Below are 14,983 nucleotides of genomic sequence, written 5' to 3' on the forward strand. Positions count from 1 at the left end.
CGCATGGCCGTTACTTGGCGATCGCCGAAACCATTGAAGGCCCGGTCTTTCCCGGGAGAGTTGTTCTGTTCGGCAGCCCGCTCGGACAAGTCGCGCTAAGGCCTAAGCTCGCTAACGGGTGCGAGGATATTTTTGCGCTTATCTTTTGATTTCGGGGCGCAGCGGCGGTGACGTGGCCTGCTCGCGGCGCGCGAAAGCTTGGGCTAAAGCCCCTGATCTGCTAGACTGCCCTGCGAAGGGACCGAAGAAATGGACGTGCCTGGACCAGAGCGACGGCTCGCTGCGGTCCTCGCCGCCGACATGGTCGGCTATAGTCGGCTCATGGAGGCTGACGAGACGGGCACACTTGCGCGCCTGAAGACCCATCGGATCGAACTGATCGATCCGGCCATCACCAAGAATCGCGGCCGCATCATCAAGACCACCGGCGACGGCATGCTGGTTGAGTTCCACAGCGTCGTCGATGCGGTGCTGTGCGCGGCTGAGGTTCAGCGCCGGATGGCGCGACGCAATGCCGACGTCGCGCCGGCGCGGTGGATGCAGTTTCGCATCGGCATCAATCTTGGCGATGTGATCGTTGACGGCAACGACATCTTCGGCGACGGCGTCAATGTCGCATCCCGTCTGGAAGTGCTGGCCGAGTCCGGCGGCATCTGTGTTTCGGGCGCGGTCCGCGATCAGGTCGGCGATCGTCTGGAAGATATGAGCTTCGAGGATCTCGGCGATCAGACCGTCAAGAACATCGTTCGCCCGATCCGGGTCTTCCGCGTCCGTCTTGAGTCGGATTCAAGGGGGACGCCTGATCAGGCGAGGAATGCGGCGGCGCCAATGGTCGCCAGAAAGCCCTCGATCGCGGTGCTGCCGCTCGTCAACATGAGCGGCGATCCCGAGCAGGAGTTCTTCGCCGACGGACTCACCGAGGACATCATCACTGAGCTGTCGCGCTTCCACGATTTGCTCGTGATCTCGCGCAACTCGACCTTCGTGTACAAGGGCAAGGCCGTGAAGGTGCAGGAGGTCGCGAAGGAGTTTGCCGTCGACTACGTGCTGGAAGGCAGCGTGCGAAAGGCGGGCGATCGCATTCGCGTCACGGTGCAGCTGATCGACGCCGAGGCCGACCGGCACATTTGGGCCGAGCGCTACGACCGGGAGCTTGCCGACATCTTTGCCATCCAGGACGAGATGACACACGCGATCGTGGCAACCCTGCCGGGCCGCGTCGAGGCGGCGGCCCACGACCGCGTCAAGCGCAAGCCGACCGACAACATGGCGGCCTACGAGTGCGTGCTGGCCGCCAAGGTGCTGCACCATCGCTCGACGCGGGAAGACAATGCGGAAGCGCAGCGTCTGCTCGAGCGGGCGATCGCGCTCGACCCCAACTATGCGCACGCTCACGCCTGGCGGGCCTGCGTGCTCGGGCAGACCTGGGTCTACAGCTGGTGCGCCGATCGTGACGCGGCCCTCGACCAGGTGGCCGCGGAGCTCGAGATCGCCCTCAAGCTCGACGACAACGACAGCGACGTGCACCGGATCCTCGCCGCGCTCAACCTCAATCGCGACGATCATGACAAGGCGTCCTACCATCAGGAGCGGGCGCTCGCGCTCAACCCCAACTACGACCTCGTCGTCGTGCAGCAGGGCGAGCTTCTGACGTGGCTCGGGCGGCCGGAGGAGGGCATCGACTGGATCAAGAAGGCGATGCGCCTCAATCCGTACCACCCGGAGCGATTCTGGAGCCACCTCGGGCGGGCCTGCTATTGTACTGAGAAATACGCCGAAGCCGCCGAAGCCTTCTCACGGATCACGCGGCCCGACCACACGCATCATGCCTTCCTTGCCGCCACGTTCGCGCAAATGGGCAACGCCGTCGCAGCGACCGCGCACGCGGGGGAAGTCTTAAAGCGTGAGCCGGCATTCTCGACAGCCGTCTATCTCACCACCCAGCACTACAAGCGAGGCGTCGACCGCGAGCGCCACGCGGCTGGTCTCCTCAAGGCGGGCCTGCCGGCCTGACGCGGCGAAGGGGAAAGCGCGGCAGGCACGAAGGCGTCCCTGGAATATGCTTGGGGTTATGGGTTCGCGCACCCCGTGCGCAATCGCGCACTAGGCGAGGACGACATCGAGCTTGTGGAAGCGGTGAGCTTTAGCGCAGCGAAGCGGTGCGCAGCGCGAACGACTGCGTCGACAGCCTGGCGGTGGCCGAACCGGTAAACCGGTCGGTGGTCATGCCCATCATCGGATCGTCCGAGAAGGTCATGGCGATCGCGGCCTGCGGCTTGACGAAGAAGCCGCGCATCATGGTCATGTCGGTATCGCCGAGCACCGTCGTCGACATCGCGTTGCTCGCGCTCGGCGCCAGCATCACGACCCGCATCCAGATGTCGTGGCCCTTGGCGGCGGCAAGCCGGGTCGAGGTCGAAATCACGCTGTCCTGACCCTGAACGCCACCCTGAATTCCCTTGGCGACCACGGTATTGATCTCGGTCGCGGCGACCGCGGGATTGCGCGTCGGGCGGCCGCTGCGCGGGATCGGTGCCGACGCGGCGACGATGTTGGCGCGGTCGACTGGCGAGGTCGCGGCCGGCGCATAGGCGAGCGCCTTGTTGAAGGCTTCGGTAACGCTGGCGGTCGGCTGTGGGTCGGCGGCGCCGAGGGCCTGGCGGGCCCTGAGGGCGGCGACCTGCGCGGGACTGGCCTGCTTGGCTTCGGCGGCGCTGTCGCCCCAGAAGCCGCGGGCGTTGATGATATCGGCCGGCGTCTGCGGCTTCGGCTCGTCGGAGGCCAGCACGGCAGGTTTGGCTTCTGGCTTGGATTCAGCCTTGGATTCAGCCTTGGCCTCAGCCTTGGATTTCGGCGCCGGAACGATCTGCGCGTCGGCCGAGGCCAGTTGCAGGGTCGCTGCGGCCTTCGCGCGCGGCGTCGGTGCGGCGGCGGCCACGACGGGAGCCGGTGCAGGTTTCGCGCTGACGACCGGCGCGGCGGCTTCCTCGTCGTCCTCGGAAGGCTTGCCCTTGAACAGCGCGGCGAACAGGCCGGGCTTCTTGCCGACGGTGGCGGCATCGTCGCCATTGCCGCGCTTTTCGATATCGGCCAGCGCCAGCTCATACCCCTTCAACGGCTTGCCGTCGGTGGGGACATGCACGGTGCGGCCGTCCGGGAATACCTTGGCGAGCTGGTCGTGATTCATGCGCGGCCAGTGACGGATGCTGCCGGTATCGAGATGAACGAACGGCGATCCCGAGGTCGGATAGAAGCCGACGCCGCCGCGCTGCAGACGCAGCCCGGCGTAGCGGATCTGCTCCAGCGGCACGTCCGGAATGTAGAAATCCATCGCATGGCCGAGCATGTGCTGGCTGAAGCGCGCCACGCCCGAGGAGCGGCGGCGGAGCATGGCGTTGGTGGCGGGGGAGCGGTAGGAGGAGATGATCTGGATCGGCTTCTTGCCGTCGACGTCGCGGTAGACTTCCCAGAGGATGTCGAACAGATGACGATCCATCGTGGTCTGGTCCTGGCTGCGCCAGTCGCGGAGGAAGTGATTGAGCTGCTTCAGCGCTTCTTCGTCGTAGCGGCCGTCGCGCTTGAAGGTGACGGTGAGGTCTTCGTCGGAGTGGGTGTGGTGGAAGGAAAGGGTGCGGGTTTCATTCAGCGCGGTCGCGTCATGGACGGAGCCTGCTCCGGCGACGAGCAACAGCGAGGCCAGACCGATTTGATATCCGGCCTTTGGAAGCGACAGCGGATTGAATTGGCGCGCGAAAGCAGCCAGCACGTATGAGCCCACCCAGTCGAACGAGCGCTCAAGGATTTCCTTCGCCTTTCCCCAGCGAAAGAAGGTGAACGCTTTCTTAAAGCGGGAGGGTTAACCGAAGCTTACCGTCCCGCCCCCAAGCAAGCGATAACCTAACCCGTGGACTATGGCGAAAAAGTGCCCGGTGCTGAAATCGAGATGGATAATGGTTAACGTAAACGACCTCGCCCGAAGGGCGAGACCGTTGATTCTGTTCGGAATTTCAAGCCGCCTGCCACCGGCAGGGATTAACGGGTGATAACCCGCTGTTGCTGCGGCCGGCGGCCAACCGGTGCGGGGGGCGACGGCCTCGACGGGCCGCCGAACAGCCGCTCGAAGAACGACGGGCCGGAAGAAGAAGAGGTGTCGCTGGCGAAGCTGACGCCGGCCGGCAGGCTGGAGCCCGGCGGACGCGAGTAGCTCGGCTGTGAATGCGCGACCATGTTTTCCAGATCCTTGCTGCGGCCGCCCTTGAGCAGCGACAGCATGGTGGCGTCGCGGCCATAGACGTCCTTGCGGATCTGCAGCTTGCCGGCATCGTCCACGAACGCGGTCTGATAGGTGATGTTGACCGGGATCGGCGTCGGGAACTTGAGGTCGATCTCGCTCTGGCCGTACATGCTGCGGATTTTTTCCGGCGAGTAGTTCTTCTCCGGCATCGTGATGTTGAGCAGCGTCGCGGCGTACTGATCCGGATACTGCACCCGCATGCAGCCATGGCTGAAGGCACGCTCGTCCTTGGCGAACAGGTTCTTGTCCGGGGTGTCGTGCTGATAGACCAGGAACTTGTTCGGGAAGTTGAAGCGGACGCGGCCGAGCGCGTTGGCTTCGCCGGGCGGCTGCGAAATGTGAATGCTGCCGTCGCGGTTACGCTCGAGCTTCAGGCCCATGCGCTGCAGCACGGTGGGATCCTGCTGCAAAGCCGGCAAATATTCGTTGTAGATGATCGACGGCGGCACGTTCCAGGTCGGGTTGACGGTGATGAACTTCATCGTTTCCGTCAGCAGCGGCGTAGCATGCTGGCCCGGCTTTCCGGTCACCACGCGGGTGGTCCAGACCTGCGCGCCGTTCTGCATCACCTTCAGCGTGTAGTCGGGAATGTTCAGGATGACATAGGCATTGCCGACGTTCGCCGCGCCAAGCTGGCGCGGCAGCCAGCGCCAGCGCTCCATGTTGACGATGACGGTGTCGATCTGCTTGTCGCGCTTCGGGCTGTTGATGGCCTTGACGGTGCGGTCGTCGAGCACGCCGGTGGGCTTCAGCTCGACGCTCTCCTGGAACTTGCGCACGGCCTCGGCGACCTTGGCGTCGTAATGGGTGTCGTCGGCGTTCTCGGTGATGCCGAGCTTGGCGCGCAGCTGCGGCACGCGCGGATCTTCGATCGCGACGCGGGGCTGCTTCTTGGTGCCGGCCTTGAAGGCCAGCGCCGGACCGTCGGCGATCTGCACCACCGGTCCATCGCCCTGGCCGCGCAATTCGGCGAGCTTCGCCTTCAGCTCCTTGTAGAGCTTGTGCGGCGGGTTGTAGCCGTCGAGTGCTGCGGAAGCGTCCTTGGCGGCCGAGATGTTGGCCAGCACTTCGGCGGTATCGGTCGGGTGCTCGGGATAGAGAATATCGGCCGAGACCTGCGACCAGTGCATGCGGCCGCTCTGCGCTTGGCGCGCATAGTCCAGCATGCTGTCGGTCAGCTTCAGCTCGGCGTCGGCGAGCTGGTCCGGGGAGGTGGCAGCCGCGAAATCCGGCAGCGGGTAGTCGGTAGGGTTCAAGCCTTCGGCGGCAGCGTCCTTCAGCCGGGCGATCACGCCCTTGGCGCTGGCAGTCAATTGACCGGCCTGGGTCCACAGTGGCGCGTATTCGCGGGCCGAGTAGAACTTCTCGACGGCGGCGCGCTCGTTCTTGCGGTCGAAATAGCGCAGCGACTTGCTGCCGAACATGTCGCGCAGTTTGTCGGCAACCGGCTGATCGGCCGGGGCGACGTTGCTCGCAGCCTTCGCCGGCTCCTTGGCAGGTTCGGCAGCAGGCGCCGTGGCGGTCGCCGCCGGAGCGGGCGTCGCGGTGTCGTTGGTCGCGGCGGCAGGCGCGGTGACGATCTCGGCCGGCTTGGGGTCGGCCGCCTTCGCGGTCGTGCTCGGCTCAGGCGTCTTTTCGGTCGCCTTGGATTCAGTGGCCTTGGCGGCATCGGGTACCGACGCGGTGGCGTCGGTCTTGAAATCGCCGGGCGACGGCGGCGGGACGTTGGCGGGTTCGGGACGAGGGACTGCCGCATCGATTGCGAGCTCGGCGGCGCTGGCGCGTGGCGTATCCGACTGGGCTGCCAGAGCCGAGGTCGCGGAAACCGCGAGGAAGGTTGCCGCGACGGCCATCAATACGCGGTCAAATCCAGCACGGTTCGTCCAACAGTCACGCATCGTCACACCCCCTTGGGCGAAACTGCCCCGGCATGGAACAGTCGTTAGGTATCGTCGGTCACAGCTTGCGCGCTAGCGCCGGCTTCTGTCGGTACGCCTGCACGCAACGAGTCAACGCAGACGATACATGCGCCCCCATGCTGCAGCCAGCGTCATACGGGGCAACTCACGACAAACTGACCTCAAGCCCCAGTTGCATTAGGGTGGCGAGGTTTTGCCACGCCGACCGTCCTTTGTCTGTCACCTGCAAGCCACGGTTCAAAGGTTCCGGAATCACCCATGCGTTTGATTCGCCGTGATCTTTGCCACCGGACCGCCACAATTGCGTTTCGTGCAAATTGGCTTCGTTCAATTCGCGTCTTGCGCGCCGCCTTCGGCCGGGTCGTTGGCGGCAGCTTCGTCGAGCTTGCGATAGAGCGTCGAGCGGCCGATCTTCAGCCGGCGCGCGACCTCCGACATCTGCCCGCGATAATGCGAAATGGCGAAGCGGATGATCTCGTTTTCCATCTCCTCGAGCGGCCGCACCTCGCCGGTGGAGGTCAGCAGCGCCAGGCTGCCGGCATTGGCCAGCGGCGCAATTGGTATTTCGTTACCTGAGACCATCGCGGGTGCGGTTGACGGTGCGATGACCAGCGGCTCGCCATGCGAGATCGGGGCGTCCAGACCGGCATGGGCCGCGGCCTGCGGGAAATCCGCCAGGCCAAGCTGGTCGCTCTCGCTCATGACCACGGCGCGATACACCGTGTTCTCAAGCTGCCGAATGTTGCCCGGCCAGTCGAGCTGCGCCAGATGCGCCACGGCCTCGCCGCTGATGCCGGTGATGGTGCGGTTTTCCTCGGCGGCAAACCGCGCGAGGAAATGCCGCAGCAGATGCGGGACGTCCTCGCGCCGCGTGCGCAAGGCCGGGATCGTCAGCGGCAATACATGCAGGCGATAGAACAGGTCTTCGCGGAACGCGCCGTTCTTGACCAGATCGAGCAGCTTGCGGTTGGTCGCCGAAATGATGCGAACGTCGACCTTCACCGGCTTGCGGCCGCCGACGGCCTCGACCGAGCCTTCCTGCAACGCGCGAAGCAGCTTCACCTGGGCTGCCAGCGGCAATTCGCCGACTTCGTCGAGAAACAGCGTCCCGCCCGAGGCCTCGACGAACTTGCCCATGTGGCGTTCGGTGGCGCCGGTGAACGCGCCCTTCTCATGGCCGAACAGGATCGATTCCACGAGGTTGTCGGGGATGGCGCCGCAGTTGACGGCGACAAAGGGTTTTGCCTTGCGCTCGCTCGAGCCATGGATGGCGCGCGCGAACAATTCCTTGCCGACGCCGGACTCACCCTCGATCAGCACCGGAATGCTGGAGGCTGCCGCCTTCTGCGCGATGCGCAGCACGGCGGCCATGGTTTCGCTGCGGGTAATGATGTCGGCAAACGTCAGCCGGCCTTCGCGGCTGTGCCGGATGCGCTGCAATTCGCCCTTGAGCGCACTGGTGTTGAGCGCGTTGCGCAGCGACACCTGCAGCCGCTCGAAGCCGACCGGCTTGACCACGAAATCCTGGGCGCCGGCGCGCATTGCCGAAACCACATTGTCGATGCCGCCATGGGCGGTCTGGACGATGACGGGGATATTCAGGCCGGCGTCGCGCATCTTGGCGAGCACGCCGAGGCCATCGAGGCCGGGCATCACGAGATCAAGCACGACGGCGTCGATCGCGGGAGCGTCGGAGGCGGTCAGCAGGGCCAGCGCGGCGTCGCCGCTCTCGACGATGAGGGGCTCATAACCGCACTTCTGCACCATGTTTTCAACCAATCGGCGCTGTACCGCGTCGTCATCGGCAATCAAAATGGTGGCAGCCATGGTTTTCCCCGCACGTTACAACTATCTGTCTCGAATCGGGGCACTCTCGCCGATGCCGATTAACGCACTCTTAAACGTTGCCGTCCCGGTCTGTTTCCGCCGACATAGCCTTAATGACTGAACACAGGTTTCGAACAAGATGACCTCGCGCTCCGCTCAACGAAAACCGATCGCCAAGAAAACCGCCAACAAGACCGCCAAAACTTCGGCGCCGAAATCTGCCGCCAAATCCAGACCGGTAAAGCTGCCGGAATGGAATCTGGCCGATCTTTATTCCGGCATCGACGCGCCCGAAATCGCGCGCGACCTGGAAAAGATGGATGCAGATTGCGTCGCGTTTGAGACCGACTACAAGGGAAAGCTGGCGGAACATGCCGCGGGGGAAGACGGCGGTCGCTGGCTTGCGGGCGTGGTCAGGCGCTATGAGGCGATCGACGATCTTGCCGGCCGGCTCGGCTCCTATGCGGGCCTCGTTCATGCCGGCGACAGCGTCGATCCCGCGATCTCCAAATTTTACGGCGATGTTTCCGAGCGGCTGACGGCGGCTTCGTTGCATCTGCTGTTCTTCGCGCTCGAACTCAACCGCGTTGACGATGCCGTGATCGAGCGTGCGATGCAGACGCCCGAACTCGGGCACTACCGGCCGTGGATCGAGGACCTGCGCAAGGACAAGCCGTACCAGCTCGAAGATCGCGTCGAGCAGTTGTTTCACGAAAAGTCCCAGAGCGGTTACGCCGCCTGGAACCGGCTGTTCGACCAGACCATCTCCGGCCTGCGCTTCAAGGTCAGCGGCAAGGAGCTGGCGATCGAACCGACGCTGAACCTGTTGCAGGACCGCGCGCCGGAAAAGCGAAAAGCTGCAGGGCAGGCGCTGGCGAAGACCTTCAAGGACAATGAGCGGACCTTTGCGCTCATCACCAACACGCTTGCCAAGGACAAGGAGATTTCCGACCGCTGGCGCGGCTTCCAGGACGTGGCGGATTCCCGCCATCTCAACAACCGCGTCGAGCGCGAGGTGGTCGATGCCCTGGTAGGCTCGGTTCGCGCGGCCTATCCGCGGCTGTCGCACCGCTATTACAATTTGAAAGCCGGCTGGTTCAAAAAGAAGAAGCTCGCCCATTGGGATCGCAACGCGCCGCTGCCGTTCGCGGCGACCGGCGCCATCGCCTGGCCCGAGGCGCAGAAGATGGTGCTGACGGCGTATCGCGGCTTCTCCGGCGAGATGGCCGATATCGCCGAGCGGTTCTTTACCGATCGCTGGATCGATGCGCCGGTACGGCCCGGCAAGGCGCCCGGCGCTTTCTCGCACCCGACCACGCCGTCGGCGCATCCCTATGTGCTGATGAACTACCAGGGCAAGCCGCGCGACGTGATGACGCTGGCGCATGAACTCGGCCACGGCGTGCATCAGGTGCTGGCGGCCAGGAACGGCGCGCTGATGGCGCCGACGCCGCTGACGCTGGCGGAGACGGCCAGCGTGTTCGGCGAAATGCTGACTTTCCGGCGACTGTTGTCGGAGACCAAAAATGCCAAACAGCGCCAGGCGCTGCTCGCCGGCAAGGTCGAGGACATGATCAACACCGTGGTGCGGCAGATCGCGTTCTATTCGTTCGAGCGCGCCATCCACACCGAACGCAAGAACGGCGAACTGACCGCGCAGCGCATCGGCGAGATCTGGCTCAGCGTGCAAGGCGAGAGCCTTGGACCGGCAATCGACATCCGCCCGGGATACGAGAACTTCTGGATGTACATCCCGCACTTCATCCATTCGCCGTTCTACGTCTACGCCTACGCGTTCGGCGATTGCCTGGTGAACTCGCTCTACGCGGTCTACGAGAATGCAGCCGAGGGCTTTGCCGAGCGTTATCTGGCGATGCTCGCCGCCGGCGGCACCAAGCATTATTCCGAGCTGCTCAAGCCGTTCGGGCTCGATGCCAGGGACCCCAAATTCTGGGACGGCGGGCTGTCGGTGATCGCGGGGATGATCGACGAGCTGGAGGCGATGAGCTAAGCAGGGGCAGGGCGTAAAACATTTGTTGAACGGTCGGCGTAAGTCTGTTATACAATTTGTATAACGGAGATTGTGCCATGAACAAAAAACCGCGCGGCTTGAGCGAGGCCCCTCGCGAATACAAGCTTGAGGACAACGCCCTTCAAATTCGGAAGATTGGCAATTCGGTTGGCGTGATCCTGCCGAAAGAGCTTCTTGCCCGGCTTAATCTCAAGGAGGGGGACAAGTTCTATCCGGTTGAGCAACCGGACGGCAGCTTGCGCCTTTCGCCATTCAACCCCAAGCATGCGCGGACCATGGAAATCGCCCGCAAGATCATGCACGAATACCGTGATACGTTTGCCGCGCTCGCAAAATGAGCGAGCCGATCTGGCTCGATGTCGACGAAGTTGTCGACATGCATGCCGAGCAACTGGCGATATTCGGTGGACCGGAAGGCATCCGGGATCGGGGCCTTCTCGAGTCGGCGGTCCTGCGGCCAGTCAACCAACGGAATTACCGGCAAAAGGATATGGCTGCACTCGCCGCAGCCTACGCGTTTGGTCTCGCCCGTAACCATGCGCTTATGGACGGCAACAAGCGTATCGCGTTCCATGCCATGATGGTCTTCTTGCGCGGCAACGACATACCTTTTGCCCCCGAGCCAGCGCATGCCACCGCGATCATCCTCTCCCTCGCCGCGGGCGAGGTGAGTGAGGAAAGCCTGACCCGCTGGATCCGCGACAATTGGCCCGCATAGCCTAGCAAATAGGCAACGCCGGATCTGTACAAAAAGACAGCATCGGCGTTGCCCTCTCAATCGCTTTGCGGTAATTGCACGCCAGATTTCGATCTTTGACTGGGGACACCGATGGCTGACCATAACGAAGTTGCCTACACCACCGCCGACGGCAACGACTATCCGGCCCATGAGCAGACCTATGAAGGTTTCGTCATGCTGGTCAAATACGGCACCGCGGCCGTCGTCATCATCGTCGCCCTGATGGGCTTTTTCCTGACCTGATTCCCCGCATGCTGCGCTGCCAATGAGGGCGGCGATCCGAAAATTTGCATCTCATCCGGTTGCGAAACCGGTTTCCTAGCTGGCGGAAATAACGCTAGTTTGCTTGCGCGCGCGCTCCTCGCGCCGCCGGAGGCCCCATGAAGATTGCCGTTGCCAAGGAAATCGATCCGTCCGAGCCGCGGGTTGCCGCTTCGCCCGACACCGTGAAGAAATTCAAGGCGCTGGGTGTCGATATCGCGATCGAGCCGGGCGCGGGCATCAAGTCGGGCCTGCCGGACTCCGAATTCACGGTGGTCGGCGCCACCGTCAGCGCCGATGCCCTGAAGGATGCCGACATCATCATCAAGGTGAAGCGGCCGGAGGCCTCGGAGCTTGCGCAGTACAAGCGCGGCGCGCTGGTCATCGCCATCATGGATCCCTATGGCAACGATGCCGCGCTGAAGGCGATGGCGGACGCCGGCATCTCGGCGTTTGCGATGGAATTGATGCCGCGCATCACCCGCGCGCAGGTGATGGACGTGCTGTCGAGCCAGGCCAACCTTGCGGGTTATCGCGCCGTGATCGAGGCGGCGGAAGCTTTCGGCCGCGCCTTCCCGATGATGATGACGGCGGCCGGCACCATTCCGGCAGCAAAGGTCTTCGTGATGGGTGTCGGCGTTGCCGGCCTGCAGGCGATCGCAACCGCGCGGCGGCTGGGTGCCGTCGTCACCGCGACCGACGTGCGGCCGGCGACGAAAGAGCAGGTTGAATCGCTCGGCGCCAAATTCCTTGCGGTCGAGGACGAGGAGTTCAAGAACGCCCAGACCGCCGGCGGCTACGCCAAGGAAATGTCGAAAGAGTACCAGGCCAAGCAGGCCGCACTCACCGCGGAACATGTCAAGAAACAGGACATCGTGATCACGACCGCCCTGATCCCGGGCCGGCCGGCGCCGAAGCTCGTCAGCGCCGAAATGGTGAAGTCGATGAAGCCCGGTTCGGTGCTGGTCGATCTTGCCGTCGAACGCGGCGGCAATGTCGAGGGTGCCAAGGCCGGTGAGGTCGCGGACGTCGATGGCATCAAGATCGTCGGCTACACCAACGTCGCCGGCCGCGTCGCGCAATCGGCCTCGAGCCTTTACGCGCGCAACCTGTTTAACTTCATCGAGACCATGATCGACAAGCCCAACAAGGCGCTCGCGGTCAATTGGGACGACGAACTAGTGAAAGCTACCGTCCTGACCAAGGACGGCGCCGTCATCCACCCGAACTTCCAGCCGAAAGCGTAAGGAGAGAAGCCATGGAGCACATCGCCCAAGTCGTCGATCCCTTTGTATTCCGGCTGTCGATTTTCGTCCTCGCCGTGTTCGTCGGCTACTTCGTGGTCTGGTCGGTGACGCCTGCGCTGCATACGCCGCTGATGTCGGTGACGAACGCGATCTCCTCGGTGATCGTGGTCGGCGCGCTGCTCGCGGTCGGCGTCGGCATGATCTCGAGCGGCTCGGGCTGGGCGCGGGGCTTCGGCTTCATCGCGCTGATCTTCGCCTGCGTGAATATTTTCGGCGGCTTTCTTGTCACCCAGCGCATGCTGGCGATGTACAAGAAGAAGGCCAAGTGAGCTCAAGTGAGATGACGATGGGTGGCGTGCACCTCGTGGTGACGAACACAATGGGGACCTCTAGATGAACGCCAATCTGGCCGCAGTATTCTATCTCATCGCCGGCGTCCTGTTCATCCTGGCGCTGCGCGGGTTGTCCAGTCCCGCCTCGTCGCGTCAGGGCAATTTCTTCGGCATGATCGGCATGGCGATCGCGGTCGCGACCACGCTCGCCAGTCATCCGCCGGCGGACGGCCTTGCCTGGATCCTGGTCATTCTCGGCATCGCCATCGGCGGCAGCGTCGGCGCCGTGATCGCGCGCCGAGTGCCGATGACCTCGATGCCGGAACTGGTCGCAGCGTTCCACTCGCTGGTCGGCATGGCCGCGGTGCTGGTCGCCGCCGGCGCGTTCTACGCGCCTGAGGCGTTCGACATCGGGACGCCCGGACACATCCACGCCCAGAGCCTGGTCGAAATGTCGCTCGGCGTCGCCATCGGCGCCTTGACGTTTACCGGCTCGGTGATCGCGTTCCTGAAATTGTCGGGCCGCATGAGCGGTGCGCCGATCATCCTGCCTGCTCGTCACATCATCAACATCGCGCTAGGGCTGGCGCTGGTGTTCTTTATCGTCGGCCTCGTGATCTCGGGCAGCGCGCTCGACTTCTGGCTGATCACGATCCTGGCGCTGGTGCTCGGCGCGCTCCTGATCATCCCGATCGGCGGCGCCGACATGCCGGTCGTGATCTCGATGCTGAACTCCTATTCCGGCTGGGCCGCGGCCGGTATCGGCTTCACGCTGGGTAACTCGGCGCTGATCATCACCGGCGCGCTGGTCGGCTCCTCCGGCGCGATCCTGTCCTACATCATGTGCCACGCGATGAACCGTTCCTTCATCTCGGTCATCCTCGGCGGCTTCGGCGGCGAAACCGCCGTGGCCGGCGGTGGCGGCGGTGAACAGAAGCCCGTCAAGCTCGGCTCGGCCGACGACGCGGCGTTCATCATGAAGAATGCGCAGAAGGTCATCATCGTGCCCGGCTACGGCATGGCGGTGGCGCAGGCCCAGCACGCGTTGCGCGAAATGGGCGACATCCTGAAGAAGGAAGGCGTCGAGGTGAAGTACGCGATTCATCCCGTCGCAGGCCGTATGCCCGGCCACATGAACGTGCTGCTGGCGGAAGCCAACGTGCCCTATGACGAAGTGTTCGAGCTCGAGGACATCAACTCCGAATTCGCGCAGGCGGACATCGCCTTCGTGATCGGCGCCAACGACGTCACCAATCCCGCGGCCGAAGACGACAAGACCTCGCCGATCTACGGCATGCCGGTGCTGCAGGTCTGGAAGGCCGGCACCGTGATGTTCATCAAGCGCTCGCTGGCCTCGGGCTATGCCGGCATCGACAATCCCCTGTTCTACCGTGACAACACCATGATGCTGCTCGGCGACGCCAAGAAGGTCACCGAGAGCATCGTCAAGGCGATGTAGGATCCAACGGCGGACGGGACTGATGACCGTCCTGAAATGGCTCCTGATCGTCATTTCCATCGGTTATGCCGGCGGTCTCGTTGCGCTGTTCTTCGCGCAGCGCTCGTTTCTGTTTCCGGTTCCGACCGTGGCGCGCACTTCGCCACAGCAGGCGGGCTTTGGCGAAGCGGAAGAGCATGTCATGGATACGGCGGACGGTGAGAAGGTCATCGTCTGGCACGTTCCGGCAAAGCCCGGCCATCCCGTCGTTCTCTACTTCCACGGCAACGGCGATTTTCTCGCCGGCTTCTTCGGCCGCTTTCACGACCTGATCGCGGATGGCATCGGCGTCGTCGCGCTGTCCTACCGCGGCTATGCCGGCTCGAGCGGGCAGCCGAGCGAGCGCGGACTGCTGAGCGATGCCGCGGCGGCCTACGCCTTCGCCGTGGCGCGCTATGACGCCGCCAGGATCGTTGCGTGGGGTTTTTCGCTCGGCACCGGTGTCGCGGTGGCGCTGGCCGCAGACAGGCCGGTCGGTCGGCTGATCCTGGAAGCGCCCTATACCTCGACGGCGGATGTGGCTGCGTCGCTGTTCTGGTTCATGCCGGTGCGCTTCGTGATGCGGGACCAGTTTCGCTCCGACGAGCGCATCGGGCGGGTCACGGTTCCGCTTCTGATCATGCATGGCGAGCGCGATCCGGCCATCCCGATTCGTTTTGGCGAACGGCTGTTTTCCCTGGCGCATGAGCCGAAGCAATTCGTCCGCTTTCCCGAAGGCGGCCACGAAAACCTGCAGAATTTTGGCGCCATTGAAACCGCGCGGCATTTCATCAATGCCGTAAGCGGTTGACGGCTGCTATGGTTGGCGCATCGTACGCCAAAGCGTTTTCCAGC

Annotated in this window: 12 protein-coding genes; 9 read left to right on the forward strand and 3 right to left on the reverse strand. The window is 63.8% G+C overall.

From position 1 onward, the window contains the following. Positions 1 to 249 precede the first annotated feature (249 nt). Complete coding sequence (locus tag BLR13_RS22610) at positions 250 to 2,013, forward strand: adenylate/guanylate cyclase domain-containing protein (RefSeq protein WP_074819419.1); 1,764 nt, start codon at positions 250 to 252, stop codon at positions 2,011 to 2,013. Between the two features lie 130 nt (positions 2,014 to 2,143). Here the strand turns inward: BLR13_RS22610 and BLR13_RS22615 are convergent, their stop codons facing one another. The 3 genes from BLR13_RS22615 to BLR13_RS22625 form a co-directional block, all read right to left on the reverse strand. Then, complete coding sequence (locus BLR13_RS22615; RefSeq protein WP_244524917.1) at positions 2,144 to 3,766, reverse strand: DUF882 domain-containing protein; 1,623 nt, start codon at positions 3,764 to 3,766, stop codon at positions 2,144 to 2,146. Positions 3,767 to 4,032: 266 nt separating this feature from the next. After that, complete coding sequence (locus BLR13_RS22620) at positions 4,033 to 6,192, reverse strand: L,D-transpeptidase family protein (protein WP_074819415.1); 2,160 nt, start codon at positions 6,190 to 6,192, stop codon at positions 4,033 to 4,035. A gap of 348 nt (positions 6,193 to 6,540) precedes the next feature. Then, entirely contained in the window at positions 6,541 to 8,040 is a 1,500-nt protein-coding gene (locus BLR13_RS22625; protein ID WP_074819413.1) for a sigma-54-dependent transcriptional regulator, read from the reverse strand. A gap of 139 nt (positions 8,041 to 8,179) precedes the next feature. Between BLR13_RS22625 and BLR13_RS22630 the strand changes: the two genes are divergently transcribed. From BLR13_RS22630 to BLR13_RS22665, 8 genes are all read left to right on the forward strand, one after another. Beyond that, positions 8,180 to 10,051, forward strand: coding sequence for a M3 family oligoendopeptidase (locus BLR13_RS22630; protein ID WP_074819410.1), 1,872 nt, complete (start codon positions 8,180 to 8,182; stop codon positions 10,049 to 10,051). A gap of 77 nt (positions 10,052 to 10,128) precedes the next feature. Beyond that, the gene (locus BLR13_RS22635; RefSeq protein WP_079586064.1) at positions 10,129 to 10,410 is read left to right on the forward strand and encodes an AbrB/MazE/SpoVT family DNA-binding domain-containing protein; all 282 of its coding nucleotides are present in this window, start codon (positions 10,129 to 10,131) and stop codon (positions 10,408 to 10,410) included. After that, positions 10,407 to 10,790 (forward strand): type II toxin-antitoxin system death-on-curing family toxin, encoded by a 384-nt coding sequence (locus BLR13_RS22640; protein ID WP_074819408.1) that lies wholly within the window; start codon positions 10,407 to 10,409, stop codon positions 10,788 to 10,790. Before BLR13_RS22635 ends, BLR13_RS22640 begins: the two co-directional genes overlap by 4 nt. A 111-nt stretch (positions 10,791 to 10,901) precedes the next feature. Beyond that, on the forward strand, positions 10,902 to 11,054 hold the full coding sequence (locus tag BLR13_RS22645; protein ID WP_074819407.1) for an aa3-type cytochrome c oxidase subunit IV: 153 nt from the start codon (positions 10,902 to 10,904) through the stop codon (positions 11,052 to 11,054). Positions 11,055 to 11,191: 137 nt separating this feature from the next. Beyond that, positions 11,192 to 12,319: a Re/Si-specific NAD(P)(+) transhydrogenase subunit alpha gene (locus tag BLR13_RS22650; protein WP_074819404.1), complete on the forward strand. Its 1,128-nt coding sequence runs from the start codon at positions 11,192 to 11,194 to the stop codon at positions 12,317 to 12,319. 11 nt (positions 12,320 to 12,330) lie between these two features. Further along, on the forward strand, positions 12,331 to 12,648 hold the full coding sequence (locus tag BLR13_RS22655; protein ID WP_027538813.1) for a proton-translocating transhydrogenase family protein: 318 nt from the start codon (positions 12,331 to 12,333) through the stop codon (positions 12,646 to 12,648). Positions 12,649 to 12,712: 64 nt separating this feature from the next. Beyond that, positions 12,713 to 14,110, forward strand: a complete 1,398-nt coding sequence (locus BLR13_RS22660; RefSeq protein WP_074819402.1) for an NAD(P)(+) transhydrogenase (Re/Si-specific) subunit beta — start codon at positions 12,713 to 12,715, stop codon at positions 14,108 to 14,110. A gap of 22 nt (positions 14,111 to 14,132) precedes the next feature. Further along, entirely contained in the window at positions 14,133 to 14,939 is an 807-nt protein-coding gene (locus tag BLR13_RS22665; protein WP_074819400.1) for an alpha/beta hydrolase, read from the forward strand. The last annotated feature ends 44 nt before the right edge of the window (positions 14,940 to 14,983 follow it).

Origin of the sequence: Bradyrhizobium ottawaense (assembly GCF_900099825.1) — a bacterium.
GTDB classification, from domain to species: domain Bacteria; phylum Pseudomonadota; class Alphaproteobacteria; order Rhizobiales; family Xanthobacteraceae; genus Bradyrhizobium; species Bradyrhizobium ottawaense_A.